At 68.0% G+C, this 23252-nt stretch carries 21 protein-coding genes and 1 rRNA gene; 16 read left to right on the top strand and 6 right to left on the bottom strand.

Translation table 11 applies throughout. The features are described from left to right. Positions 1–102: 102 nt before the first annotated feature. The gene (locus H0B54_RS07980) at positions 103–3597 is read left to right on the top strand and encodes a pyridine nucleotide-disulfide oxidoreductase (protein WP_188259897.1); all 3495 of its coding nucleotides are present in this window, start codon (positions 103–105) and stop codon (positions 3595–3597) included. Positions 3598–3735: 138 nt separating this feature from the next. Here the strand turns inward: H0B54_RS07980 and H0B54_RS07985 are convergent, their stop codons facing one another. Continuing rightward, positions 3736–4227, bottom strand: coding sequence for a lysozyme (locus H0B54_RS07985; protein ID WP_188259898.1), 492 nt, complete (start codon positions 4225–4227; stop codon positions 3736–3738). A gap of 139 nt (positions 4228–4366) precedes the next feature. After that, complete coding sequence (locus H0B54_RS07990) at positions 4367–4630, bottom strand: usg protein (protein ID WP_094307191.1); 264 nt, start codon at positions 4628–4630, stop codon at positions 4367–4369. A 297-nt stretch (positions 4631–4927) separates the two neighbouring features. Here H0B54_RS07990 and groES point away from each other — a divergent pair, with 297 nt between their 5' ends. From groES to H0B54_RS08025, 7 genes are all read left to right on the top strand, one after another. Then, on the top strand, positions 4928–5218 hold the full coding sequence (gene groES, locus H0B54_RS07995; protein ID WP_014239088.1) for a co-chaperone GroES: 291 nt from the start codon (positions 4928–4930) through the stop codon (positions 5216–5218). Between the two features lie 52 nt (positions 5219–5270). Beyond that, positions 5271–6914: a chaperonin GroEL gene (gene groL, locus H0B54_RS08000; RefSeq protein ID WP_094307190.1), complete on the top strand. Its 1644-nt coding sequence runs from the start codon at positions 5271–5273 to the stop codon at positions 6912–6914. 210 nt (positions 6915–7124) lie between these two features. Further along, the gene (locus H0B54_RS08005; protein WP_188259899.1) at positions 7125–8816 is read left to right on the top strand and encodes a catalase; all 1692 of its coding nucleotides are present in this window, start codon (positions 7125–7127) and stop codon (positions 8814–8816) included. A gap of 237 nt (positions 8817–9053) precedes the next feature. Next, entirely contained in the window at positions 9054–10058 is a 1005-nt protein-coding gene (locus H0B54_RS08010; protein WP_281389996.1) for a cytochrome-c peroxidase, read from the top strand. Positions 10059–10141: 83 nt separating this feature from the next. After that, the gene (locus H0B54_RS08015; protein ID WP_188259900.1) at positions 10142–11290 is read left to right on the top strand and encodes a NapC/NirT family cytochrome c; all 1149 of its coding nucleotides are present in this window, start codon (positions 10142–10144) and stop codon (positions 11288–11290) included. Positions 11291–11399: 109 nt separating this feature from the next. Continuing rightward, complete coding sequence (locus H0B54_RS08020) at positions 11400–11663, top strand: hypothetical protein (protein ID WP_035670820.1); 264 nt, start codon at positions 11400–11402, stop codon at positions 11661–11663. A 123-nt stretch (positions 11664–11786) separates the two neighbouring features. Then, on the top strand, positions 11787–13019 hold the full coding sequence (locus H0B54_RS08025) for a BaiN/RdsA family NAD(P)/FAD-dependent oxidoreductase (RefSeq protein WP_188259901.1): 1233 nt from the start codon (positions 11787–11789) through the stop codon (positions 13017–13019). Between the two features lie 152 nt (positions 13020–13171). Here H0B54_RS08025 and H0B54_RS08030 read toward each other — a convergent pair whose 3' ends face one another. Continuing rightward, positions 13172–15364 carry a PBP1A family penicillin-binding protein gene (locus tag H0B54_RS08030; protein ID WP_188259902.1) on the bottom strand — a complete coding sequence of 731 codons (2193 nt, stop codon included), beginning with the start codon at positions 15362–15364 and terminating at the stop codon, positions 13172–13174. A gap of 207 nt (positions 15365–15571) precedes the next feature. Between H0B54_RS08030 and H0B54_RS08035 the strand changes: the two genes are divergently transcribed. After that, positions 15572–15883: a polyhydroxyalkanoic acid system family protein gene (locus H0B54_RS08035; protein ID WP_014239097.1), complete on the top strand. Its 312-nt coding sequence runs from the start codon at positions 15572–15574 to the stop codon at positions 15881–15883. Positions 15884–15889: 6 nt separating this feature from the next. Here the strand turns inward: H0B54_RS08035 and pspF are convergent, their stop codons facing one another. Next, entirely contained in the window at positions 15890–16891 is a 1002-nt protein-coding gene (gene pspF, locus H0B54_RS08040; protein WP_188259903.1) for a phage shock protein operon transcriptional activator, read from the bottom strand. 164 nt (positions 16892–17055) lie between these two features. Here pspF and H0B54_RS08045 point away from each other — a divergent pair, with 164 nt between their 5' ends. The 4 genes from H0B54_RS08045 to pspC all read left to right on the top strand — a co-directional run bounded on the left by H0B54_RS08045 (position 17056) and on the right by pspC (position 18705). Beyond that, the gene (locus H0B54_RS08045) at positions 17056–17202 is read left to right on the top strand and encodes a hypothetical protein (protein ID WP_014239099.1); all 147 of its coding nucleotides are present in this window, start codon (positions 17056–17058) and stop codon (positions 17200–17202) included. A 46-nt stretch (positions 17203–17248) separates the two neighbouring features. Continuing rightward, entirely contained in the window at positions 17249–17920 is a 672-nt protein-coding gene (pspA, locus tag H0B54_RS08050; RefSeq protein WP_094307184.1) for a phage shock protein PspA, read from the top strand. Between the two features lie 110 nt (positions 17921–18030). Then, positions 18031–18258 carry an envelope stress response membrane protein PspB gene (gene pspB / locus H0B54_RS08055; RefSeq protein WP_094307183.1) on the top strand — a complete coding sequence of 76 codons (228 nt, stop codon included), beginning with the start codon at positions 18031–18033 and terminating at the stop codon, positions 18256–18258. Positions 18259–18303: 45 nt separating this feature from the next. Beyond that, the gene (gene pspC / locus H0B54_RS08060) at positions 18304–18705 is read left to right on the top strand and encodes an envelope stress response membrane protein PspC (protein WP_094307182.1); all 402 of its coding nucleotides are present in this window, start codon (positions 18304–18306) and stop codon (positions 18703–18705) included. A gap of 72 nt (positions 18706–18777) precedes the next feature. On the opposite strand, the gene H0B54_RS30185 is transcribed toward pspC, so the two are convergent. After that, positions 18778–18900 carry a hypothetical protein gene (locus H0B54_RS30185; protein WP_014239103.1) on the bottom strand — a complete coding sequence of 41 codons (123 nt, stop codon included), beginning with the start codon at positions 18898–18900 and terminating at the stop codon, positions 18778–18780. A gap of 420 nt (positions 18901–19320) precedes the next feature. Further along, positions 19321–20874, bottom strand: coding sequence for a diguanylate cyclase (locus H0B54_RS08065; RefSeq protein ID WP_188259904.1), 1554 nt, complete (start codon positions 20872–20874; stop codon positions 19321–19323). A 334-nt stretch (positions 20875–21208) separates the two neighbouring features. Here H0B54_RS08065 and H0B54_RS08070 point away from each other — a divergent pair, with 334 nt between their 5' ends. The 3 genes from H0B54_RS08070 to H0B54_RS08080 form a co-directional block, all read left to right on the top strand. Further along, positions 21209–21679 (top strand): DUF411 domain-containing protein, encoded by a 471-nt coding sequence (locus H0B54_RS08070; RefSeq protein ID WP_188259905.1) that lies wholly within the window; start codon positions 21209–21211, stop codon positions 21677–21679. Between the two features lie 113 nt (positions 21680–21792). Continuing rightward, on the top strand, positions 21793–22497 hold the full coding sequence (locus H0B54_RS08075; RefSeq protein WP_188259906.1) for a phosphatase PAP2 family protein: 705 nt from the start codon (positions 21793–21795) through the stop codon (positions 22495–22497). A 494-nt stretch (positions 22498–22991) separates the two neighbouring features. After that, positions 22992–23252: ribosomal RNA gene (locus H0B54_RS08080) — 16S ribosomal RNA — on the top strand; the annotation flags it as partial.

The following is a 23252-nucleotide window of genomic DNA, read 5'->3' on the forward strand; positions in this document are numbered from 1 at the left end:
ACGGGTTACCCCGTGGCCAGCGACACCGGTTTCGGGTGAAGGCGGCGGGTTGCGGGTGTTACAAATATCAGTCTTACCAACGGCTTCGGATGCGGGGCGGCGATGGCGGACCTCACCCTCGGCTTCGGCCTGTCGTTCCACGAGCTTTACGGGCAGGACGGGCTGGCCCGGCTCGACCGCGCCTTCCTCGCCCGGCTGTCCGACACGGATCTGGCGCTCGCCAACCGGCTGCTGTCCGCTCGCGCCCAGCCCGACCGGCTGGAGGCCAAGGCGGAAAGCGACCTTCTGATCGCGCTCGCCCCCCACGCCGAGGATTTCATCGGCGACCTGTTCGGCATCCGCGCCGCGCTCGACGAACTGCGCGCCCGCCACACCGAGCTGGCGCCGCTCTACACCGCCAAGCGCCTGTTCGTTCAGCGCCGCGCCGCCAAGGCGGTGAAGCCGGAGGCGGTCGCCGCCCTCGACGGGGCGGAGCTGGCCGCAAGGCTGGAGGACTGGCTGGGCGGCCCGCTGACCGAGGCCGCCTTTGCCCGGCAGGTGCTGGCCTGGATGGAGGACGAGGCGGCCCACGCCGACCAGCTCGACAGCGCCGCCCAGTACGCCGCCTGGGCGGTCTTCAGCGAGGCCGGGCGCGCCCGGCACGGCGGCGGCGTGCTGTTCCAGGTGCCGCACCGCACCGATCCGCTGCGTCTCGTCCCGGTGGAGACGGTGGAGCTGCACGGCGTCACCATGATGCGCCTGCCCGACGGCGCGTGCCGCGAGCGCCAGGGCTTCCACCTGACCGACCCCGGCACCGATCTGGCCGGGGCGCTGGACGAGGCCAACTACTGCATCTGGTGCCACAACCAGGGCAAGGACAGCTGCTCCAAGGGGCTGCGCGACCGCAAGACGGGGGAGTTCCAGAAGAGCGCCTTCGGCGTCGCGCTGGCCGGCTGCCCCTTGGAAGAGAAGATTTCGGAGATGCACGCGCTGAAGGCCGAGGGCGTGCCGATCGGGGCGCTGGCCGTGGTGGTGGTCGACAACCCGATGTGCGCGGCCACCGGCCACCGCATCTGCAACGACTGCATGAAGGCCTGCATCTACCAGAAACAGGAGCCGGTGGACATCCCGCAGGCGGAGACCCGCACGCTGAAGGACGTGCTGGAGCTGCCCTGGGGCTTCGAGATCTACAGCCTGCTGACCCGCTGGAACCCGCTGGACCTGCGCCGCCCGCTGATGCGGCCGGACAGCGGCTACAAGGTGCTGGTGGCCGGGCTGGGGCCGGCGGGCTTCACGCTGGCGCATCATCTGATGAACGACGGCCACACGGTGGTCGGCATCGACGGGCTGAAGATCGAGCCGCTGCCCGCCGACCTCTCCGGCGTCCTGCCCAGCGGGACGCGGGTGCCCTTCCGGCCGATCCGCGACGTGCGCGACCTCTACGACCGGCTGGACGAGCGGATCATGGCCGGCTTCGGCGGGGTGGCCGAATACGGCATCACCGTGCGCTGGAACAAGAATTTCCTGAAGGTGATCCGGCTGCTTCTGGAGCGCCGGGCGCGCATGACGATCATCGGCGGGGTGCGCTTCGGCGGCACGCTGACCATCGACGGGGCGCTGGAACTGGGCTTCGATCACATCGCGCTGTGCATGGGGGCGGGCAAGCCAACCGTCGTGCCGATGGCGAACGGGCTGGCCCGCGGGGTGCGGCAGGCGTCGGACTTCCTGATGGGGCTGCAACTGACCGGGGCGGCCAAGCCGGACAGCATCGCCAACCTCCAGGTCCGGCTGCCCATCGTGGTGATCGGCGGCGGGCTGACCGCCATCGACACGGCGACGGAGGCGCTGGCTTACTACCCCGTCCAGGTCGAGAAGTTCCTCTCCCGCTACGAGGTCCTGGCGGCCGAACGGGGGGAGGCGGCGGTGCGCGCCCGCTGGACGCCCGACGAGGCCGAGCTGGCCGACGAGTTCCTGGCCCACGCCCGCGCGATCCGGGCGGAGCGTCTCGAAGCGGGGGAGCAGGGGCGCGAGCCGCGAGTCGCGGCGCTGCTGCAATCCTGGGGCGGTTCGACCATCGCCTATCGCCGCCGCCTGATCGACAGCCCCAGCTACACGCTGAACCACGAGGAGGTGGCGCACGGGCTGGCCGAGGGCATCCGTTTCCTGGAATGCGCCGCCCCGTGCGGGGTGGAGATCGACGAGACGGGAGCCGCGCGGGCCATTCACCTTGCCATCAACCCGGTCGGGCCGGACGGGGTGGTGGCCCCCGCCGCCGTGGACGCGCGGCTCCCCGCCCGCACCATCCTGGTCGCCGCCGGCACCCAGCCGAACACCGTCCTGGCCCGCGAGGAGCCGAAGTGGGTCGAGCTGGACGGACGCTGCTTCCGCGCCATTGACGAGGACGGCCGGCCGGTGACCCCGGAGCGGCAGGCCAAGCCGGCCCAGGCGCATGTGCTGATGGCGCGGGCGCCGGATGGGCGGTTCCTCAGCTTCTTCGGCGACCTGCACCCGTCCTTCGCCGGCAATGTGGTGAAGGCGATGGGCGGGGCGAAGCGCGGCTACCCGGTGGTCAGCCGCGCGCTGGCCCGCCGGGCGCCCACCGCGATCACGCCGGAGGCGCTGGTGCGGCGTCTGAACGCCGACCTGCGGCCCCTGGTTCACGGCGTCACCCGCCTGACCCCGACCATCGTGGAGGTGGTGGTGAAGGCCCCGGCCGCCGCGCGCCGTTTCGAACCCGGACAGTTCTACCGGCTCCAGAATTTCGAAACGCTGGCGCAACGGATCGGCCGGACCACGCTGGCGATGGAAGGGCTGGCCCTGACCGGGGCCTGGGTGGACAAGGAGGCGGGGCTGCTCTCCCTGATCGTTCTGGAGATGGGCGGCTCGTCCGACCTCTGCGCCCTGCTGAAGCCCGGCGACCCGGTGGTGGTGATGGGGCCGACCGGCGCCCCGACCGAAATCCCGGAGGGCGAGACGGTGGCGCTGGTCGGCGGCGGGCTGGGCAACGCGGTGCTCTTCTCCATCGGGCAGGCCTGCCGGGCGCGCGGCAACCGCGTCGTCTACTTCGCCGGCTACAAGCGGATGGAGGACCGTTACAAGACCGACCAGATCGAGGCCGCCGCCGACCGCGTCGTCTGGTGCTGCGACGAGGCGCCGGGCTTCACGCCGACGCGCCCCGGCGATCTGAGTTTCGTCGGGAATATCGTAGAGGCCATGCGCGCCTACGCGGCGGGCGGGCTGGGGCCGGCGGATATTCCGCTGGAGACGGTGGACCGCATCGTCGCCATCGGCTCCGATCGCATGATGGCGGCGGTGGGGGCGGCCCGGCACGGCGTGCTGAAGCCCTACTTGAAGCCCGGCCACGCGGCCATCGGTTCCATCAACTCGCCCATGCAATGCATGATGAAGGAGATCTGCGCCCAGTGCCTGCAACGGCACACCGACCCGGCGACCGGCGAGGAAACGGTGGTCTTCTCCTGCTTCAACCAGGACCAGAGCCTGGACCGCGTGGATTTCGCCAACCTGAACCAGCGGCTGCGTCAGAACGCCGCCCAGGAAAAGCTGACCGCCCAATGGATCGACCGCGGCCTGCGGTTGACCGGCCAGCGGAAGGGGTGAAGGGGGTGCTTTCCCTCTCCCGCCCCGGGAGAGGGTGGCGCCGAAGGCGCCGGGTGAGGGTAAGGTCGAGAATCAAGGCGCTGATCCTTGGTATCACCCTCACCCTTCCCTCTCCCGGGGCGGGAGAGGGGGTCTGCGTCACGCGCCCGTGGCGGTGCTGACCGAGGCCTGGGGCAGCGGCGTGGTGGCGCTTTCGAACAGGTCGGCCTCGGCGGCCCGGCGCTTCACCAGACCCGGAAGCTGCGTCTTGACCCCGTTGACCGTGGCGTAGACCCAGCGGCCGAACTGGCCGGCGGCGCCTTCGTAGTCGCCCTGGTTCAGCAGGCGCAGCAGGGTCGAGCATTGCAGGCTGCCGGCCCCCAGGTTGAACACAAAGGAGGCCAGCGCGCCGCGCTGATCGGGGTTCAGCGCGACGGTGACCAGCTTGTCCACCTGGGCGGCGGCGGAGGTCAGGTCCGACTTCAGGAAATCGTCGGCCTGGGCGGAGGTGATGCTCTGCCCCAGCTCGACCCCGGCGGTGTGGCCGTAGCCGATGGTCGGCACACCCGCCGGGCACAGATAGGCGTTGAGGTAAAGACCCTCGAAGTGCTTCACGAGGTTGACCGCTTCTTCGCAAACCGGCGTCGTCATGTTCGTCATTCCCCCAGCTTGTCGTGGACGTGCATCGGCACGGACGGTTCGTGCGGGGAGAAACCTATCGGAAGCGGTAATCACTTAATAATGGTTTATTTTTTCACATTTACCCGCGGTGGGGGAGGTTTGCGGGCCGTCAGTTCCAGCGGAATTCCGCGGCCACCGCGCGGGCCTCCCCCGGCGTGATCAGGCGGTGGGTCGCCAGCTTCACCGAATGCAGCTTGCCGTCCAGGTTGGCCTGCCAGAAATCCAGGAACCGGCGCAGCACCGGGTAGGCGGGGGCGAGGTCCAGATCCTGCCAGAGATAGCTCTGCAGCAGGTGCGGGTGGTCCGGCATGTGGTACAGAATCTCCGCCGTGGTCAGGCGGTAATCGCGAAGCTGAAGCCCCAGACTGGCCATGCTCTGCCTCCCTGATGGTGGAACCGGTGGCGTCCTCGCGCTGTGCCTTCGTGATTCTTTTGTGAAAGTGTGCCGTTCGCGGATGCGGCAGGCAACAAAAATTTTTGTTCCTTTTCAATGCATTAGCAGCAAGACGGGATGACTGCTGCCAGGAATCGCACCGATTGCCTCAACGACCCTCTTGAATCGAAACCGCAGCTCGATTAGCTGTCTGGCACTCGCCGGGGGAGAGTGCTAACAGCCCCGAGCCCGGCGCCAATCCTTTCATCAATAAGCCTTGATCCTGGAGGCATCCCCATGAAGTTCCGTCCGCTGCACGACCGCGTCGTCGTCAAGCGTCTGGAGTCCGACACCAAGACCAAGGGCGGGATCATCATTCCCGACACCGCGAAGGAAAAGCCCCAGGAGGGCCAGGTGGTCGCGGTGGGTCCGGGCGCCCGTGACGAGAGCGGCAAGGTCGTTGCGCTCGACGTGAAGGCCGGCGACCGCATCCTGTTCGGCAAGTGGTCGGGCACCGAGGTGAAGATCGAGGGCGAGGATTTCCTGATCATGAAGGAATCCGACATCATGGGCGTCGTCGAGGCCTGAGCCTCCGCCCGCGCTGAGCGATCCAACCCCCCGAATTTCAAGGAAGTGAGCAATGGCTGCCAAGGAAGTTAAGTTCTCCGCCTCCGCGCGCGAGAAGATGCTGCGCGGTGTGGACATCCTCGCCGACGCCGTGAAGGTGACGCTGGGCCCGAAGGGCCGCAACGTTGTGATCGAGAAGTCCTTCGGCGCTCCGCGCATCACCAAGGACGGCGTCTCGGTCGCCAAGGAAATCGAGCTGTCGGACAAGTTCGAGAACATGGGCGCCCAGATGGTGCGTGAGGTCGCGTCGAAGACGAACGACCTGGCCGGCGACGGCACCACCACGGCGACCGTTCTGGCCCAGGCCATCGTCCGCGAGGGCGTGAAGTCGGTGGCCGCCGGCATGAACCCGATGGATCTGAAGCGCGGCATCGACCTCGCCGTCGAGACCGTCGTGGCCGACATCCGCGGCCGTGCCAAGAAGGTCACGACCAACGACGAGATCGCCCAGGTCGGCACCATCTCCGCCAACGGCGAAGCCGAGATCGGCAAGATGATCGCCCAGGCCATGGAGAAGGTCGGCAACGAGGGCGTCATCACGGTGGAAGAGGCCAAGAGCCTCGAGACCGAGCTGGACGTCGTCGAGGGCATGCAGTTCGACCGCGGCTACCTGTCGCCGTACTTCATCACCAACGCCGACAAGATGATCGCGGACCTCGAGAGCCCGTTCATCCTGCTCCACGAGAAGAAGCTGTCGGGTCTGCAGGCCCTGCTGCCGGTCCTCGAGGCCGTCGTGCAGTCCTCGCGTCCGCTGCTGATCATCGCCGAGGACGTCGAGGGCGAGGCCCTGGCGACCCTGGTCGTGAACAAGCTGCGTGGCGGCCTGAAGGTCGCCGCCGTCAAGGCCCCGGGCTTCGGTGACCGCCGCAAGGCGATGCTGGAGGACATGGCCATCCTGACCGGCGGCCAGGTCATCTCCGAGGATCTCGGCATCAAGCTCGAGAACGTCACCATCGACATGCTGGGCACCGCCAAGAAGGTCGTGATCTCCAAGGAGAACACCACGATCGTCGACGGCGCCGGCTCGGCCGAGGACATCCAGGCCCGCATCGGCCAGATCAAGGCGCAGATCGAGGAGACCACCTCGGACTACGACCGCGAGAAGCTGCAGGAGCGTCTGGCGAAGCTGGCTGGCGGCGTTGCCGTCATCCGCGTCGGCGGCGCCACCGAGGTCGAGGTGAAGGAGCGCAAGGACCGCGTTGACGACGCCATGCACGCCACCCGCGCCGCGGTGGAAGAGGGCATCGTCGCCGGCGGCGGCACCGCCCTGCTGTACGCCACGAAGGCCCTGGAATCCCTGAAGCCGATCAACGACGAGCAGCGCGTCGGCATCGAGATCATCCGCCGCGCCCTGCAGGCCCCGGTCCGTCAGATCGCCTACAACGCGGGCACCGACGGTTCGATCGTGGTCGGCAAGCTGCTGGACCAGAACGACCCGAACTTCGGCTACGACGCTCAGAAGGGTGAGTTCACCAACCTGGTCGCCGCCGGCATCATCGATCCGGTGAAGGTGGTCCGCACCGCCCTGCAGGACGCGGCCTCGATCGCCGGCCTGCTGATCACCACCGAGGCGATGATCGCCGAGAAGCCGGAGAAGAAGGCTGCTCCGGCCGGCATGCCGGGTGGCATGGACGACATGGGCGGCATGGGCTTCTAATAGCTCACGTCGAAAAGCTCACGTCATCCACGACGTTTGCGGAAAGGGCGGTCCTTCGGGGCCGCCCTTTTCCATTTGGGCATCTCCCTGACGGACAGGGTGCCTCCGGCCGGCGCTTTAGATTGGAACGCTTCCAAACTGAGGCCGTTGACCTGCCAACCGGACGCCCCGGGGGTGCGCCGGCACGGCTTGCTGTTCAGGGAGAAAGCGATGGCTGACCAATCGAAGACTCTGACCAACCGTCAGGGCCACCCGATCACCAACAACCAATCCCAGCGCACCGTGGGTGCCCGCGGTCCGGCGACGCTGGAGAACTACCAGTTCCTGGAAAAGATCACCCACTTCGACCGCGAGCGCATTCCGGAGCGCGTGGTCCACGCCCGCGGCTTCGTCTGCTACGGCGAGTTCGAGGCCACCGGCAAGATCGGCGACGAACCGGCGTCCAAATACACCCGCGCCAAGCTGTTCGGCCAAGCCGGCAAGAAGACCCCGCTGGCCATCCGCTTCTCCACCGTCATCGGCGGGCGCGATTCGTCGGAGGTGGCGCGCGACCCGCGCGGCTTCGCGGTGAAGTTCTACACCGAGGACGGGAACTGGGATCTGGTCGGCAACAACCTCGCCGTCTTCTTCATCCGCGACGCCATCAAATTCCCGGACGTCATCCACTCGCTGAAGCCCGATCCGGTGACCTTCCGGCAGGAACCGAACCGCATCTTCGACTTCATGAGCCAGACCCCCGAGTCCATGCACATGCTGACGCATCTGTTCAGCCCGCGCGGGATTCCGGCCAACTACCGGCACATGGAAGGCTTCGGCGTGAACACCTACAAGATGGTGAACGCCAACGGCGACACGGTGCTGGTCAAGTACCACTTCCACCCGCGCTGCGGCGTCGCCTGCCTGACGGCGGAGGAGGCGGCGAAGGTGCAGGGGCAGGATCTCGGCTCCGCCTCCAAGGACCTCTATCAGGCCATCGAGCGCGGCGATCACCCGCAATGGGACATGTACGTCCAGATCATGGAGGACCACGACCATCCCGAACTGGATTGGGACCCGCTGGACGACACCAAGATCTGGCCGGAGTCGGACTTCCCGCTGCGCCACGTCGGCGTCATGACGCTGAACCGCAACGTCGAGGACTTCTTCAACGAGAACGAACAGATCGCTATGGGCACCGGCGTGCTGGTGGACGGGCTGGACTTCTCCGACGACAAGATGCTGGTCGGACGGACCTTCTCCTACTCCGACACGCAACGCTACCGGGTCGGCACCAACTACCTGCAACTGCCGATCAACCAGGCCAAGAACGCCGCGGTCGCCACCAACCTGTCGGGCGGCACCATGTCCTACCGGCGCGACTTGGCGCCGGGGCAGAACCCGCACGTCAATTTCGAGCCGTCCATCCACAACGGCCTGAGCGAAGCCCAGCGGGAGGAACCGAACAACCCGCCGGAAATCCATGGCCGCCTGACCCGCAGCGTGATCGAGCGCCGCAACGACTATGTCCAGGCGCGGGGCCGCTACTGCACCATGATGGACTGGGAGCGCGACGATCTCGTCCTGAACATGGGCACCTTGCTCGGCCAGTGCGAACGCGACGTCCAGGAGCGCATGCTCTGGCACTTCTTCCTGATCCATGACGACTACGGCAGCCGGGTCGCCGGCATGCTGGGCATGACCGCCGCCGACGTCGCCGGCTTGGCCCCCCTGCCCAAGCAGGTGCTGACCGACGAGGACCAGAAGCGGCTGAAGTCGCTGGGCAAGAACGGCGACACGATCGACCCGAAGGCGTGGGGCCAGTGGACCGGTTCCGTGAAGGTCCACCGCGCCACGGCGGACGAGGTGGTGAAGGGCATGCCGTCCGGCGTGCAAGGCGGCATGACCAGTCAGGCTGCCGACTAAACACAACCTAAGATTATCAATCGGTTGGCGTCCCGATGGGGGCGGCGGGTTGTCCCGCCGCCCCTTTTTCATGCCCGCGGCGATGACTGTTTTGATTGGCCACAGTTCGTGTACGGACATGCGGCACGTTGCCGCGCGACACGCCTGTCACTGGTATCACCACAGTGGGGCATGCCACTGTCATTTTGCATCAAGGCATTAGCCAAAATATTAGAACTTCGATAAGGGAGAAGTGCGATGTCCATGCGTGCTGCCGTGTCGTTCGCGGCCATGCTGGCGGCCTCCGTCGCCACCTTCGGCGTGCCCGCGTTCGCCGCCGACGAACCGATTTCGCCGATCGAGCCGGCGAAGGTCACCAATCCCGGATTGGTTGAACTCGGCAAGAAGCTGTACTTCGATCCCCGGCTGTCCAAGTCCGGCTTCATCTCCTGCAACTCGTGCCACAACCTGTCCATGGGCGGCACCGACAACCTGAAGACCTCCATCGGCCACAACTGGCAGCAGGGTCCGATCAACTCGCCGACCGTGCTGAACTCCAGCCTGAACGTGGCGCAGTTCTGGGACGGCCGTGCGCTGACGTTGCAGGAGCAGGCCGGCGGTCCGATCGCCAACCCCGGCGAGATGGGCTCCACCCACGCCCTGGCGGTCGAGGTGCTGCGCTCCATCCCCGAATACCAGAAGGAATTCGGCGAGGTCTTCGGCGAGACCAAGATCACCATCGAGGAGGTGACCAAGGCCATCGCCGCCTTCGAGGAGACGCTGGTCACGCCGAACTCCCGCTTCGACCAGTGGCTGAAGGGCGACAAGAAGGCCCTGACCACCGTCGAGCTGGAAGGCTACGAGCTGTTCAAGGATTCAGGCTGCACCGCCTGCCACAACGGCTCGGCCGTCGGCGGCAACACCTTCCAGAAGATGGGCGTCGTCGAGCCCTACAAGACCAACAACCCCGCCGAGGGCCGCATCGCGGTGACCAAGGAGGAGGCCGACCGCTTCAACTTCAAGGTTCCGACGCTGCGCAACGTCGCGCTGACCTACCCCTACTTCCACGACGGCGAGGCCGCGACCCTGTCCGACGCCGTGGACGTCATGGGCCGCATCCAGTTGGGCAAGAAGTTCTCAACCGACGAGAACGCCAAGATCGTCGCCTTCCTGAAGACGCTGACCGGTGACCAGCCGAGCTTCGCTCTGCCGATCCTGCCGCCGTCCACGGACAAGACGCCGAAGCCGCATCCCTTCGACTGACGGGGTTGGGGGCGGGTGGGGCCGGGCGTCGTTGGGGCGGCCCGGCCCCATTCCTTTTAGAGGATGGTTATCAGGGTATCGACATGCGGTGGGGATGGAAGACGGCGGGCGGCTTCGGGGCGCTCGCGCTGGCCGGTCTGGTGGGCGTCGTCGTGGGGGTGGTCGGCTGGGGCGGTTTCAACACCGCCATGGAGGCCACCAACAGCATGGAATTCTGCATCTCCTGCCACGAGATGCGCGACAACGTGTACGCCGAGTACAAGACCTCCCCGCACTACCGGAACGCCTCCGGCGTGCGGGCCAGCTGCGCCGACTGCCATGTTCCGCGCGACTGGACGCACAAGGTGATCCGCAAGGTGCAGGCGTCCGGCGAGTTGTACCACTGGCTCATCGGTTCGATCGACAGCAAGGAGAAGTTCGAGGCCAAGCGCCACACGCTGGCGCGCCGCGAATGGGACCGCATGCGGGCCACCGACAGCCAGGAATGCCGCAACTGCCATTCCTTCGGCGCCATGGACTTCCACAAGCAGACGCCGAAGGCGGCCAGCGCCATGGAAGGGGCGGAGAAGGCCGGAAAGACCTGCATCGACTGCCACAAGGGCATCGCCCACAGCTTCCCCGACGTCACCGCCGGCCATCGCCAACTCTTCGCCGGCCTGTCGGACCAGGCGAAGGCTTTGGCCCTCAAGCCCGGCGACATCGCCTACGCTCTGACCAGCCTCGCCCTGTACAGCGCGCTGCCGACTCCTGGGAGCGCCGGGGACGGCGAGATCGCCGCGGCAACGCCGGTGAAGGTCCTGGCGGCGGAGAGCGGCGCCCTGCGGGTGGAGATCACCGGCTGGCAGCGCGGAAGCTCCGCCCAGACCCTCTATGCCCAGCCGGGCAAGCGCATCACCACGGTCAAGCTGAACGCCGCGGCCGTGGAGCACGCAGCGGCGCTGCGCACCGTCACCGATCCCGAGACCGGACAGGAGTGGACGGAGGTTCGCCTGACCGCCTGGACCGGGGCGGGCGGCTATGTGGGCACGCTCGGCGCGCTGTGGGATTACGGCGCGCGGGTCTATGACGCCAACTGCTCGCTCTGCCACACGCTTCACCCGCCGGGGGCCTTCGACGCGAACGCCTGGATCGGCAAGATGAACGCCATGAAGCGGCTGACCCGGCTGGACGAGGAGGAGGGCCGCCTGCTGCTGACCTATCTGCAGAGCCATGCGAAAGACGGCGCGCGATGATCGCTGCGGCGAGAACCCGAAGCTGCTAAGAGGGGTTTTCTACCACGGGCCGGTGCTGACCGTGCCGCGCCCGCCGGCAGACGACCACTTGAGAAAGAGGACCCCCGCGATGTCGACCCTGCACAAACAAGCCATGGAAGCGGTGCTTCAGGCCGCCTCTCACGACATCGTCGGCACGCTCCAGGAGCGTGGCGTCACCGACAAGCACAGCGAGGAGGGCGACCTCGCCGTTCTCGACGTCGCGATCCTGCACGCCTACCGCATCTTCATGCGGATCTGCGAGGAGAACGGGCTGGAGGTGGACGCGGGCTATTTCGCCGACATGGCCAACGACCTTGCCGACGAGGTGGCCCAGGAGGACGACGCGGACTGATCCGGTCCCGCGCCGCCGATTCCCGCTTCTTGAGTGCCCCGGTCCCGTCCGACCCTGCTTTTTCCTTCGGCGAAGGCGGTGCGGACGGGACCGGTCGACATCCTTCACCCCTCGGGGGACCCGATGACCGACGCCCCTGACACTGTTTCTTCTCCCGATGTCGCGATCGTCGGCGCCGGCCCGGCCGGGCTGATGGCGGCGGAGGTCATCGCCGCCGCGGGCCGCTCGGTCGCCGTCTATGAACGGATGCCCACCCCGGCGCGCAAGCTGCTGCTGGCCGGGCGCGGCGGGCTGAACCTGACCCACTCCGAACCGCTGGACGCCTTCACCGCCCGCTACGGCGCGCAGGCCCCGCTGTTCGCCGATCTGTTGGCCGGCTTCTCCCCGGCCGACCTGCGCGATTGGGCGGCGGGTCTCGGGATCGAGACCTTCGTCGGCTCCAGCGGGCGCGTCTTCCCGGTGCAGATGAAGGCCTCCACCCTGGTGCGGGCGTGGCTGCGCCGGCTGGAGGGGCTGGGCGTCACCCTGCACACCCGCCACCGCTGGCTGGGCTGGGATGAGCAGGGCGCGCTGCGCTTCCAGCGGGGCGACGGCACCGAAACCACCGTCGCCCCGCGCGCCACGCTGCTGGCGCTGGGCGGGGCGAGTTGGCCGCGCACCGGCTCCGACGGGGCCTGGACCGAGCTGCTGGCGACGCGCGGGGTGGACATCGCGCCGCTGCGCCCGTCCAACATGGGCTTCGAGGTGCCCTGGTCGGATCACCTGCGCGAGCGCTTCGCCGGCCAGCCGGTCAAGAGCGTCGGCCTCGCCTTCGGCGACCGGCGGCTGAAGGGCGAGTTCGTCATCACCGAAACCGGCCTCGAGGGCGGCGCCGTCTACGCGCTGAGCGCCCCGTTGCGCGACGCCATCGAGCGCGAGGGCTGGGCCGCCCTGACCATCGACCTGATGCCGGACACGCCGGAGTCGGCGATCGCCAAACGGCTGCGCCGCCGCGGCGCGGAGTCGCTGTCCACCTTCCTGAAGAAGTCGCTGTCGCTGACCGGTCCGCGCGCCGCCCTGCTGCGCGAGTTCACGCCGGCCTCCGAGCTGTCCGACCCGGCGGCGCTGGCCCGCCAGATCAAGGGCCTGTCGATGGTGCTGACCGGGGTGCGGCCCATCGAGCGCGCCATTTCCACCGCCGGCGGCGTCCGGCTGGGGGAGCTGGACGCTTCGCTGATGCTGACCCGCCTGCCGGGGACCTTCGTCGCCGGGGAAATGCTGGATTGGGAGGCGCCGACCGGCGGCTACCTCCTCCAGGGCTGCTTTGCCATGGGCGCGCGGGTGGGGAAGGGCGTGCTGGGGTATCTGGGGGGCTGATGGACCCTCTTTTCCTTCTCCCCCCTGGGGAGAAGGTCAGGATGAGGGGGCGCCGAAGGCGACCCACTTTGTCAAACAAAGGACTTCTTCTCCGCCCTGCCGGGCGTAAATCCCCCTCACCCAACCCTCTCCCCAGGGGGGCGAGGGCTTTTTCACCGCACCGGATTGCCGTAGTCGTACTGCACCTGGGGCGCGCTGCCCTTGCCGGTCAGGCTTTCGATCAGCGAACCGATGCCGGAGGCCACGCCGCCACCCGACGAACCGCGCGTGGGCGCCGGGGCCGCCGCCGGGGTGGCGCGGGCGGGCTCCGCGATGCCGGACGCGACATAGGCGGGGGCGCCCTCGATCCCCGGCAGGGGGCGGGGCGGGCGTCCGGCGTGGGCGTCCAGCATGAAGCCCTGCCACAGCTTGGCCGGCAGCGAGCCGCCGGTGACCCGCTTCATCTCGGCGTTGTTGTCGTTGCCCAGCCATACCCCGGCCACGAGGTCGGCGGTGAAGCCGACGAACCAGGCGTCGCGGTAATCCTGGGTGGTGCCGGACTTGGCCGCCGCCGGGCGGTCGAGCCTGGCCGACTTGCCGGTGCCGTATTCGATGACGCCGGTCATCATGCGGGTGAGCTGCACCGCGTGCGCCGGGTCCACCACCGGGACGGAGCCGCCGGCCTGCCGCCGGTACAGGACGTTGCCGTCGCGGTCGCGGATCTCGGTGATGGCGTAGGGCCAGACCGGGGCGCCGCGGTTGGCGATGCCGGCGTAACCGCGGGTCAGCTCCAGCAGGTTGACCTCGCTGGTGCCGAGCGCCAACGACAGGTCCTTGCCCAGCGGCGAGTTGATGCCCAGACCCGCGGCCACCCGGCGCACCCGCTCCACCCCGATGCGGTCGATGATGCGCACGGTCGCGGTGTTGGACGAATGGGCCAGCGCGTTGGCCATGGTGACGGTGCCGCGGAACTTGCCGTCGTAGTTGCCGGGGCTCCAGCCGCCGATGCGGACCGGGGCATCCTCGACCGGGCTGTCGGGCGACCAGCCGGCCTCCAGCGCTGCCAGATAGACGAAGGGCTTGAAGGCCGAACCGGGCTGGCGCATCGCCTGGGTGGCGCGGTTGAACTCGCTGTTGTCGTAGTCCCGCCCGCCGACCAGGGCGCGCACCGCGCCGTCGGTGGTCATGGCGACCAGGGCGCCCTGGCGGGCGTTGGCGGCCGCACCGGGGCCGGCCAGGATCTCCTCCAGCCGCTGCTCCGCCGCGCGCTGCAGCTTGAGGTCCAGCGTCGTGCGCACCACCACGTCGCCGTGGCCGGAGCCCACGAAGGCCGAGACCAGCTCCGTCACCCAATCGGCGAAATAGCGCCCGTCGCCGCCCGGCTTGCGCTTGGCGGAGGGCGGGGCGTTGCGCGCCGCCTCCAGCTCCTGCGCGGTGATGAAGCCGGCGTCCACCATGGCGCCCATCACGACGCGCGACCGCTCCGCCGCCTCGTCCGGGTTGGAAGTCGGGGCGTAGCGCGAGGGCGCCTTCAACAGACCGGCGATGATCGCCGATTCCCGCAACTCAAGCTGGGTCGCCGGCTTGCCGAAGTAGGTGCGCGCCGCCGCGTCCACGCCGAAGGTGCCCGCCCCCAGATAGACGCGGTTCAGATAGGCGGTGAGGATCTGGTCCTTGGTGAAGCGGTGCTCCAGCCACAGCGCCAGCATGGCTTCCTGGATCTTGCGCTTCAGCGACTTCTCGGGCGTCAGGAACAGGTTCTTGGCGAGCTGCTGGGTGATGGTGGAGCCGCCCTGCGCCGAACGCCCGGACCGCCAGTTGACGTAGAGCGCGCGGGCCAGACCGATGGGGTCGACGCCGAAATGCGAGTAGAAGCGCCGGTCCTCGATGGCCAGCACGGCATGGATCAGATGCGGCGGCAGGTCGCGCACACCCAGCGTCGTGCCGTGCAGGTCGCCGAAGCGCGCGAACTCCGACCCGTCCGCCGCCAGCACGGTGACCGAGGCGCGCCGCTCGAACTGCGCGACCTTGGAGATGTCCGGCAGGTCCAGCGCGAACCAGGCCAGCACCGCGCCCAGCGCGATGCCGCACCACACCCCCGCGACCGTTCCGGCATAGACCAGCGTGCCGAGGACCGTCCGCCGTCCGCCGCCCCTGGCGGTTTTCGGGGCGGCTTTCCGCGGCGGCGGGGCGGGCTTGCGCGGCTTCTCGGCCCTGGGATTGTCCGGTTTCGGCTTTTCGGGTTTGGCGGGTTTTTCCGGCTTGGGCGCGCGTTTGGGCAGGCGGGGGCGCAGCGCCGGCTCCTCCCCCCGCGTCTGGATGGGGCGCGGCCCCGCAAAGAGTTCGCCCGGTCGATCGTTGCTCACGGCGCGGTCGCGGCCCCCAAGAAATCCATGCCCGATGTAATCTGTGATGGAAAGCTATACGCCGCCGCCCCGTTGCGACGAAAGAGCGCCCTCGAAAGAGATAAGATTTGTCTTAGCACCGTTGCAGATGGATGACGGGGGTGGAAGAAAAGCCGCTGTGGACTGTTGTTTCCATGAATAAGCGTTGACGCAGCGGAGAGCCTGTTCATGTCGAAGCCCCTGACCGTTTCCATTCCCCACAAGCTCGGGCGGGACGAGGCGAAGCGGCGCGTGGCGGAGGGGGTGGGGCAGGCCCGCTCCCACCTCGCCGCGGTCGCCAGCAGCATGGATGACCACTGGACCGACGATCGCGTGGATTTCCGCGTCGTGGCGATGGCCCAGACCGTCACCGGTTTCATCGACGTGCAGGACGACAGCGTCACCGTGGAGGTGCAGCTTCCCTGGGCGCTCGGCCTGCTGGCCAACAAGGTGAAGGACCGGCTTCAGAGCAAGGGCACGCTGCTGCTGGAGAAGAAGTAGCCGTCCTTATTCCGGCTTGCCGATCAGCCCATGCTTCTTCAGAAGCCCGCGAAGCTGGTGATAGCCGAGCCCCAGCGCCTGGGCGGTCTGGCGCTGGTTGAAGCGGTTGCGCTCCAGCGCCGTCTCCAGCAACCCGGATTCGAAGCGCCGCACCTGCTCCTGGAAGTCTCCGGTGGGAAGCGGCGGCTCCTCTTCCCCGGCCGGTGACGGGGCGGATACCGCCGGCGCAATCGGTCGCCAGGCGGAGGCGAAGGGGTCGAGCAGGATCTCCTCCACCGGTCCGTCCGGGTCGGACGCGGCGACGGAGCGTTCCACCGCGTTGCGCAGCTCGCGCACGTTGCCCGGCCAGCCATGGTCCAGAAGCTGTTCCAGCGCCCGTGGGGTGAAGCCGGGGAACAGGGACCGTTCCAGCTCCCGCACCATGCCCAGCGCGAAGTGCTCGGCGAGCACGGGGATGTCCTCGCGCCGGGCGCGCAGCGGCGGCAGGGTCACCACGTCGAAGGCCAGCCGGTCCAGCAGGTCGGCGCGGAATTGCCCGGTTTCGGCCAGCGCCGGCAGGTCGGCGTTGGTCGCCCCGATGACCCGCACATCGACGATCTGGGTCCGCCCGCCGACCCGCTCGATCTCGCCATACTCCACGGCGCGCAGCAGCTTTTCCTGAACGGCGGGGCTGGCTGTGGCGATCTCGTCGAGGAACAGCGTGCCGCTGTCGGCCTGCTCCACCCGCCCGATCTGCCGCCGGATCGCCCCGGTGAACGCCCCGGCCTCGTGCCCGAACAGTTCGGAATCGAGAAGGCTTTCGGTCAGTGCGGCGCAATTCACCTTCACGAAGGGGCGGTCCCAGCGCCGGGACAGATAGTGCAGACGGGCGGCCACCAGTTCCTTGCCGGTCCCGCGCTCCCCGATGACCAGCAGAGGGCGCTCCAGCGACGCCACGCGGGAGACGTGGGCGAGAACCGCATGGAAGGCCGGGGACTCCCCAAGCAGAGGGGGTGGGCTGGGTTGCATGGTCAAAATGGCGAAGAGTTGGCGAATTCCATCATTCTATCGCGAAACAGGCGATTCTCCAACTCCAGCCTCCGACCGCCTGTTCCAGGAAACCCAAGGCTTCGCGGGAATTCCCGGCTTTGGCACGGCCATTGCGAAGAAAGAGGCCAAACAAGGAGACCCGCATGAGCCACTACAGCGACTACCACCGCCGCTACACCCGCGAGGCCCGTCCGTTGGCGGCGCGCATCCGGACCTACCTGACTTCCCGCCCGACCGAAAGCTGGGCGTTCTTCGCCGCCGGCCTGCTGATCGCGACGATCCTCGGCTGACGCCATCAGCGCCCAACCATAAGCGACAAACGAGGGACACATCCCCATGAGCATCTTTTCGCGCCTGACCGACATCGTGCAGTCCAACCTCAACGCGCTGCTCGACCGCGCGGAGGACCCGGAGAAGCTGATCCGGTTGATCATCCAGGAGATGGAGGACACGCTGGTCGAGGTGCGCTCCTCCACGGTGAAGATCATCGCCGAGCGCAAGGAGATCGAGCGCCGCATCGCCGATCTGCACCGCGAGCGCGACTCCTGGGACCGCAAGGCCGAGACCGCCCTGACCCACGACCGCGAGGACCTCGCCAAGCAGGCGCTGCTGGCCAAGTCGCGCGCCGCCGAGGAGGCCGACGTCCTGACCGCCCAGTTGGCCCAGGTCGAGGAGGCCCTGTCCAAGTCCAACGAGGACATCGGCCGCCTTCAGGCCAAGCTGACCGACGCCAAGAACCGCGAGAAGGCGCTGGTCGCCCGCACCAAGACGGCGGCCAACCGCGTGCGCGTCCGCTCCACCCTGCATGACGAGCGGATCAACGACGCCTTCTCCCGCTTCGAGCAGGTGGAGCGCAACCTCGACGAGCTGGAAGGCCGCGTGGAGGCTTACGACGTGGGCCGCACCAAGACGCTGACCGAGGAGATCGCGGAGCTGGAGGCCGACAAGAAGGTCCAGGACGAGCTGGCCGCGCTGAAGGCCCGCGTCGCCGCGCGCCGGGGAAGCTGATCCCACACCGGCGTCAACACTGGCCCTGACACCGGGGTTGGCGTTGAGCCCCCTCTCCCGCCGGTTCGCGGGGGAGGGGCTTCCCAAACAACAAGAAAGGCCGTCCCCCGATGAGCGGTTTCAGCTTCGTCCTCGCGGTGCTCTTCATGACCGTGGTGGCACCGCTTTGGATCATCTTCCACTACATCACCAAATGGCGCGGGCAGCGCGGGCTGTCGGCCCAGGACGAGCGGCTTCTGGCCGAGCTTTGGGACATCTCGAACCGCCTGGAGGGCCGGATCCACGCGCTGGAACGGGTGCTCGACGCGGAGTCGCCCAATTGGCGCGACAAGCTCTGAGCCAGCCTCATTCCACGATCATTCCGACCTGACGGGAGCCCGACGATGGACCGTTCTTCGCCCTACGACTCGCCCAACCCGCACCGGCTCTACCGCGATCCGCAGCGTGGCGTGGTGGGGGGCGTGTGCGCCGGCATCGCCGATTATTTCGGGTTTCGGCCCGGACTGGTGCGGCTGGCTCTGGTGCTGGGCCTGTTCTTCTTCATGCCGCCGGTGATCCTCGCCTACGTGATCGCGGTGCTGGTCCTGCCGGTCAAGCCACCGGCGGTCTACCGCAATCCGGACGAGGAAGCCTTCTGGCGCGGCGTGTCGATCAAGCCCGACCGCACCTTGGCCGGCTTGACGCAACGCTTCCGCGATTTCGAAAAGCGCGTGGGAAACCTGGAAGCGCACGTCGCTTCCAAAGAGTACGAACTCAACCGCGCGATCCGCAACCTGGACCGCTGACGGCAGCCCCGGAGCGCCTCCGGGGCAAGGCCGCCGCCTGACCGCAGCGCCGCCTGTCGCGGCGCCGGTGGGTCAGCGCCGACGGCGGTTCCGGCTGCGCACGCGCACCGGCTTCATGGCCGGGCGGGCGGCAGCGAGACCGGCGAGGGCCGCAGCCATCGCCCCAACGAGCACGACCAGATCGAGATCCATCATGGCTCCTCCGCTTGACCCGATCAGAATGACGCAACTGTGAAGGACATGGTAGCGAAAAGAGGTGACAGCAACCGTCCGTCCGGCAGATGACCGCCACCGGGGATCCCTCGAACGGGGAAGCCTATCCGTCCGGTTCCTCAATCGAGGTGGTGGTTCACCGAAAGAATGGATAAGCCCTTGTGCTCGGGACAGCGGGCGTTGGTCTTCTCGCGCGCCTTCGTCTCGTCCAGTCTCCGGACCAGAAAGCGGCGGCCCCTTTTCCAGCGCTCCAGCGCCGTCTTCTCCAGGCCGCCGGTGACGCGCGCAACTCCCGCGCCTGATCCAGCGCGGAGAAGAGATACGGTATCAATGGATGACCCACGGGGCCCTCAGCTCGCTTCAACGCCTAAGTACAGGGCGAATGAAGTTGGCTGTGGCGGATCAGGGAGCGTCCGGCGCCTTCGGCTCGTCCGCCAGGCACACGCGGTTGCGCCCGGCCAGCTTGGCCTCGTAGAGCGCGGCGTCGGCGCGGCGCAGGGTCAGCTCGATGGAGGGTTCCGCCGCGCTCCACTCGGCCACGCCCAGGCTGGCGGTGATGGGAATGGACCAGCCGTCGGTCATCACCGGGCTGCCGGCGATGGCGGCGCGCACCCGCTCGGCCACGATGCGCGCCCCGGCAAGGTCGGTCTCGGGCAGCAGGGCGACGAATTCCTCCCCGCCGAAGCGGGCGATCTGGTCGGAGGTGCGCAGGGCCTCGCGGGCGCGGACCACCGCCGTGCGCAAGGCCTCGTCCCCGGCGGCGTGGCCGTGGCCATCGTTGACCGCCTTGAAATTGTCGAGGTCGAGCAGGAAGACGCTCAGCCGCCGCCCGTGCCGATGCGCCCGCCCCAACTCCGCCGCGGCGAGGTCCAGGAAATGCCGGCGGTTCCACACGGCGGTCAGCGGATCGACGGTGGCCAGCCGCTCCAGCTTGGCATTCGCCGCTTCCAGCGCGCGGGTGCGTTCGGCGACGCGGGCCTCCAGCGTCTCGTTGGCCTCGCGCAGGCGCTCATACAGGCTGACATTGGCGAAGCTGATGGCGATCTTTGAAGCGAACACTTCGACCAGCCCGCGGTCCACATCATCCAGCGGACGGTCGGTGTGTATCCAGGCCGCCACCTCGTGCCCGTCCGGCACGCGGATGAACAGGGTGGTCTCGTTGGGACCGTAATGGCTCCGGCGGCTGCGGAAGGCGTCGGTGATGCGGTCGGCGAGGGCCGGCGGAATCACCGCTCCGGTTGGCGACGCCGTCTGTCCGGCCGCCTCGGCGTAGCAGCCGGCCCCGGCCAGCACGTAAAAGGCACCATCGGGCATCGGCCGCCCGGCGGCGCCGCGCTGGGCGCACAGGATGGCATCGGGCTTCACCCGCAGGAAGGCGGACAGCTGGGTCAGCACCCCCGCCGCGAACTGCTGCATGCAGCGCAGTTCGAACAGGCGGTCGGTGGACTGGATGATCTGCTGAAGCCCGCGGCGGTTGGTCTCCAACGCCACGATGTCGGCGTAGGCGCGCAGGGCCGCGACGACGGAGGTGAACAGCTTCTTCGCCGTCAGCTCCGCCTTGGACTTGTAATCATTGATGTCGTAGGCGAGGACCACGTCCTCCTCCGGCGCTTGCCCCGGCTGGCCGGTGCGCAGGATGATGCGGATGGCGTGGTTGTTCAGCTCCTCGCGGATGGTGCGGACCAGCCGCAGCCCGGCGTCGTCCGTCTCCATCACCACGTCGAGCAGAATGATGGCGACGTCGGGGGTGCGGCGCAGGATGGCCGCGGCCTCGCCCGCCGACAGGGCGCTGACGAGGGACAGGCGCCGCCCCTTGTAGCGCAGGCCCCCCAGCGCCAACCGGGTGACCGCGTGGACCTCCGGGTCGTCGTCGGCGATCAGCACGATCCACGGCTCCGCCTCGTCCTCGGGCGGCGGCGGCAGGTTGTCGTCTGCGAACAGAAGGTCGGTTTCCATGCTGTGCGTTCCGCCCGTCCTGCCCGTCCGTTCAGCCTGCCCGTCCGTTCGGCCTGTTGCCGGCCAACAACCGGATCCCCGGCGGTGCCGGTCAGGGTTTGCCACGCGGATTGCTGCCATTCAGCCGTAACCGATGCAACTTCACCTGCGCAACGGGTTCGTTGTCCTTATGGAATGAATTTCATCCTTTCGCAACCGTCGGTCCGCGATGCGTCGTTTGACCACGATCAAAGCGGGCGGCGGCGGCGGGCGGCAGACTGCGTTGAAACGGGGTGGCGGCACGCCATCTTTCCGCAAGTCTGTGGAGCGGGTATTGCGAATGTTGGATCGTCGGATGTTTCTCACGGCCATGGGGGCGAGCCTGACGGTGGGCGCCCTGGCCATCGCGGTGCGCAGCTTGGCCGGAACGTCCCCCGCCGCGGCCTCCTCCGCCGCCAAGCCGGAGGTGATGGTGTGGAAATCGCCGAGCTGCGGCTGCTGCGGCGGCTGGGTGGACCATATGCGGGCCGCCGGCTTCCCGGTGACCGTGCAGGAGGTCGACGATGTGGAGCCGGTGAAGATGCGCCTCGGCGTGCCCGCCCGGCTCCAGTCCTGCCACACCGCCCTGGTCGGCGGCTACGCCTTGGAGGGCCATGTGCCCGCCGACAGCGTGCAGCGGCTGCTGCGTGACCGTCCGGCGGCGGTCGGCCTCGCCGTTCCCGGCATGCCGCAGGGTTCGCCGGGCATGGAAACCGGGGTGAAGGACCCCTACGACGTCGTTCTGTTCGGTGGGGCCGGCGGCGACAGCGTGTACGAGCGGCGCTGACTCTTCCGGGATAAATCCGATAATCGGCGCCCTCGGGGCTTGCCCTTCCGTTCCTTGCTTCCAGCGGCTGGCCTTCCCGAGGCCGACCGGCTTGGCGGAACGGAGGGAACGGCGTGACCACGGCATTCGATCTCGTCATCATCGGCTGGCTGAACGGCTACAGCCGTGCCAGCATGGCGGCGGACAAGACCATCTATGTCATCGCCCAAAGCGACCTGCTGAAGGGCGGCGTGCTGATGGCGCTGCTGTGGTGGTGCTGGACCCGGCGCAGCGGGCGGCTGATCGGGCCGGACCTCTACGCCGTGCGCACCATCTTCGGGGCGTTGCTGGCCATCGCCATCGGGCGCGGGATGCAGAACTTCCTGCCGATGCGTTTGCGCCCGGTCCATGATCCGGAACTGGGCTTCGTCGTTCCTTATGATGTGAACGCCTGGGCGGTGGACGGCTGGAGTTCCTTTCCCAGCGATCACGCCGTGCTGTTCTTCGCGCTGGCCACGGCCCTGTGGTGGTCGAACCGGCTCGTCGGGGCCTTCGCCTTCCTGTGGACGCTGGTGGTGATCTGTTTGCCGCGCGTCTATCTGGGGCTTCACTTCCCGACGGACATCCTGGCGGGCGGGGTGGCCGGTGTCCTCATCATGGCGGCCGTGCTGGCCGTTCCGGTGCCGCAGCGGCTGACCCGCCGCGTCCTCCATTGGCAGGAGACGCAGCCGGGGATCGTCTACGCGCTGGCCTTCCTGGTGACCCTTCAGATGGCGACCCTGTTCGCCAACGCACGGCGGCTGGTCGAGGGGGCGATGACCGTCCTTCTGGGGTCGTGACGCGGTGCAGCGAAAAAACGCGCTGGGGTGAAAAAAGCTCTTGCCGGGTTTGGCCGAGGCGCCTATAACCCGGCTCCCACGACGCCGGGGCCGCTGAGAAGCGCGACGGCGGAAGGGAAAAGGCAGAAATGCCGAAGTCGAGACGAAGTAAAGTTCAGCCGGCGTGAAAACAAAGGCTTGACAGACCAAGTCGAAGCTTCTAGATAGAGCGCCCCGACGCGCCGCACCGGATCACGGTGACGCAGCGCGGAGCGGGCGGCGGTCCTCGACGAGGATCGCGGGATCTTGGATATCGTTGATACCGTGTTGTGAGAAGGGATGCGCAGGCGGCGGTTTTGGCCGTTGGCCGCGGACCGGTTCCGGATGGGACTGGCATCGCGGGTCGCTTGAGCATCTCGGTCAAGCAGTAAGAGACTTCAGTTTCGAAAGCTTGGGTGAGGTCGCGTTGAGCGGCCCTGTCAAGGGGATGCGGTCTTCGGATCGCTGTCCAGCTTGAACCTGAGAGTTTGATCCTGGCTCAGAACGAACGCTGGCGGCATGCCTAACACATGCAAGTCGAACGAGGGCTTCGGCCCTAGTGGCGCACGGGTGAGTAACACGTGGGAACCTGCCTTTCGGTTCGGGATAACGTCTGGAAACGGACGCTAACACCGGATACGTCCTTCGGGAGAAAGTTTACGCCGAGAGAGGGGCCCGCGTCCGATTAGGTAGTTGGTGGGGTAATGGCCCACCAAGCCGACGATCGGTAGCTGGTC

Source organism: Azospirillum tabaci, assembly GCF_014596085.1.
Taxonomy (GTDB): domain Bacteria; phylum Pseudomonadota; class Alphaproteobacteria; order Azospirillales; family Azospirillaceae; genus Azospirillum; species Azospirillum tabaci.

Excerpts from the sequence above, each read along its gene's own strand:
- H0B54_RS07980 (WP_188259897.1), top strand. The coding sequence starts at position 103 with ATGGCGGACCTCACCCTCGGCTTCGGCCTGTCGTTCCACGAGCTTTAC.
- H0B54_RS07985 (WP_188259898.1), bottom strand. The coding sequence starts at position 4,227 with ATGACGACGCCGGTTTGCGAAGAAGCGGTCAACCTCGTGAAGCACTTC.
- H0B54_RS07990 (WP_094307191.1), bottom strand. The coding sequence starts at position 4,630 with ATGGCCAGTCTGGGGCTTCAGCTTCGCGATTACCGCCTGACCACGGCG.
- groES (WP_014239088.1), top strand. The coding sequence starts at position 4,928 with ATGAAGTTCCGTCCGCTGCACGACCGCGTCGTCGTCAAGCGTCTGGAG.
- groL (WP_094307190.1), top strand. The coding sequence starts at position 5,271 with ATGGCTGCCAAGGAAGTTAAGTTCTCCGCCTCCGCGCGCGAGAAGATG.
- H0B54_RS08005 (WP_188259899.1), top strand. The coding sequence starts at position 7,125 with ATGGCTGACCAATCGAAGACTCTGACCAACCGTCAGGGCCACCCGATC.
- H0B54_RS08010 (WP_281389996.1), top strand. The coding sequence starts at position 9,054 with ATGTCCATGCGTGCTGCCGTGTCGTTCGCGGCCATGCTGGCGGCCTCC.
- H0B54_RS08015 (WP_188259900.1), top strand. The coding sequence starts at position 10,142 with ATGCGGTGGGGATGGAAGACGGCGGGCGGCTTCGGGGCGCTCGCGCTG.
- H0B54_RS08020 (WP_035670820.1), top strand. The coding sequence starts at position 11,400 with ATGTCGACCCTGCACAAACAAGCCATGGAAGCGGTGCTTCAGGCCGCC.
- H0B54_RS08025 (WP_188259901.1), top strand. The coding sequence starts at position 11,787 with ATGACCGACGCCCCTGACACTGTTTCTTCTCCCGATGTCGCGATCGTC.
- H0B54_RS08035 (WP_014239097.1), top strand. The coding sequence starts at position 15,572 with ATGTCGAAGCCCCTGACCGTTTCCATTCCCCACAAGCTCGGGCGGGAC.
- pspF (WP_188259903.1), bottom strand. The coding sequence starts at position 16,891 with ATGCAACCCAGCCCACCCCCTCTGCTTGGGGAGTCCCCGGCCTTCCAT.
- H0B54_RS08045 (WP_014239099.1), top strand. The coding sequence starts at position 17,056 with ATGAGCCACTACAGCGACTACCACCGCCGCTACACCCGCGAGGCCCGT.
- pspA (WP_094307184.1), top strand. The coding sequence starts at position 17,249 with ATGAGCATCTTTTCGCGCCTGACCGACATCGTGCAGTCCAACCTCAAC.
- pspB (WP_094307183.1), top strand. The coding sequence starts at position 18,031 with ATGAGCGGTTTCAGCTTCGTCCTCGCGGTGCTCTTCATGACCGTGGTG.
- pspC (WP_094307182.1), top strand. The coding sequence starts at position 18,304 with ATGGACCGTTCTTCGCCCTACGACTCGCCCAACCCGCACCGGCTCTAC.
- H0B54_RS30185 (WP_014239103.1), bottom strand. The coding sequence starts at position 18,900 with ATGATGGATCTCGATCTGGTCGTGCTCGTTGGGGCGATGGCTGCGGCC.
- H0B54_RS08065 (WP_188259904.1), bottom strand. The coding sequence starts at position 20,874 with ATGGAAACCGACCTTCTGTTCGCAGACGACAACCTGCCGCCGCCGCCC.
- H0B54_RS08070 (WP_188259905.1), top strand. The coding sequence starts at position 21,209 with ATGTTTCTCACGGCCATGGGGGCGAGCCTGACGGTGGGCGCCCTGGCC.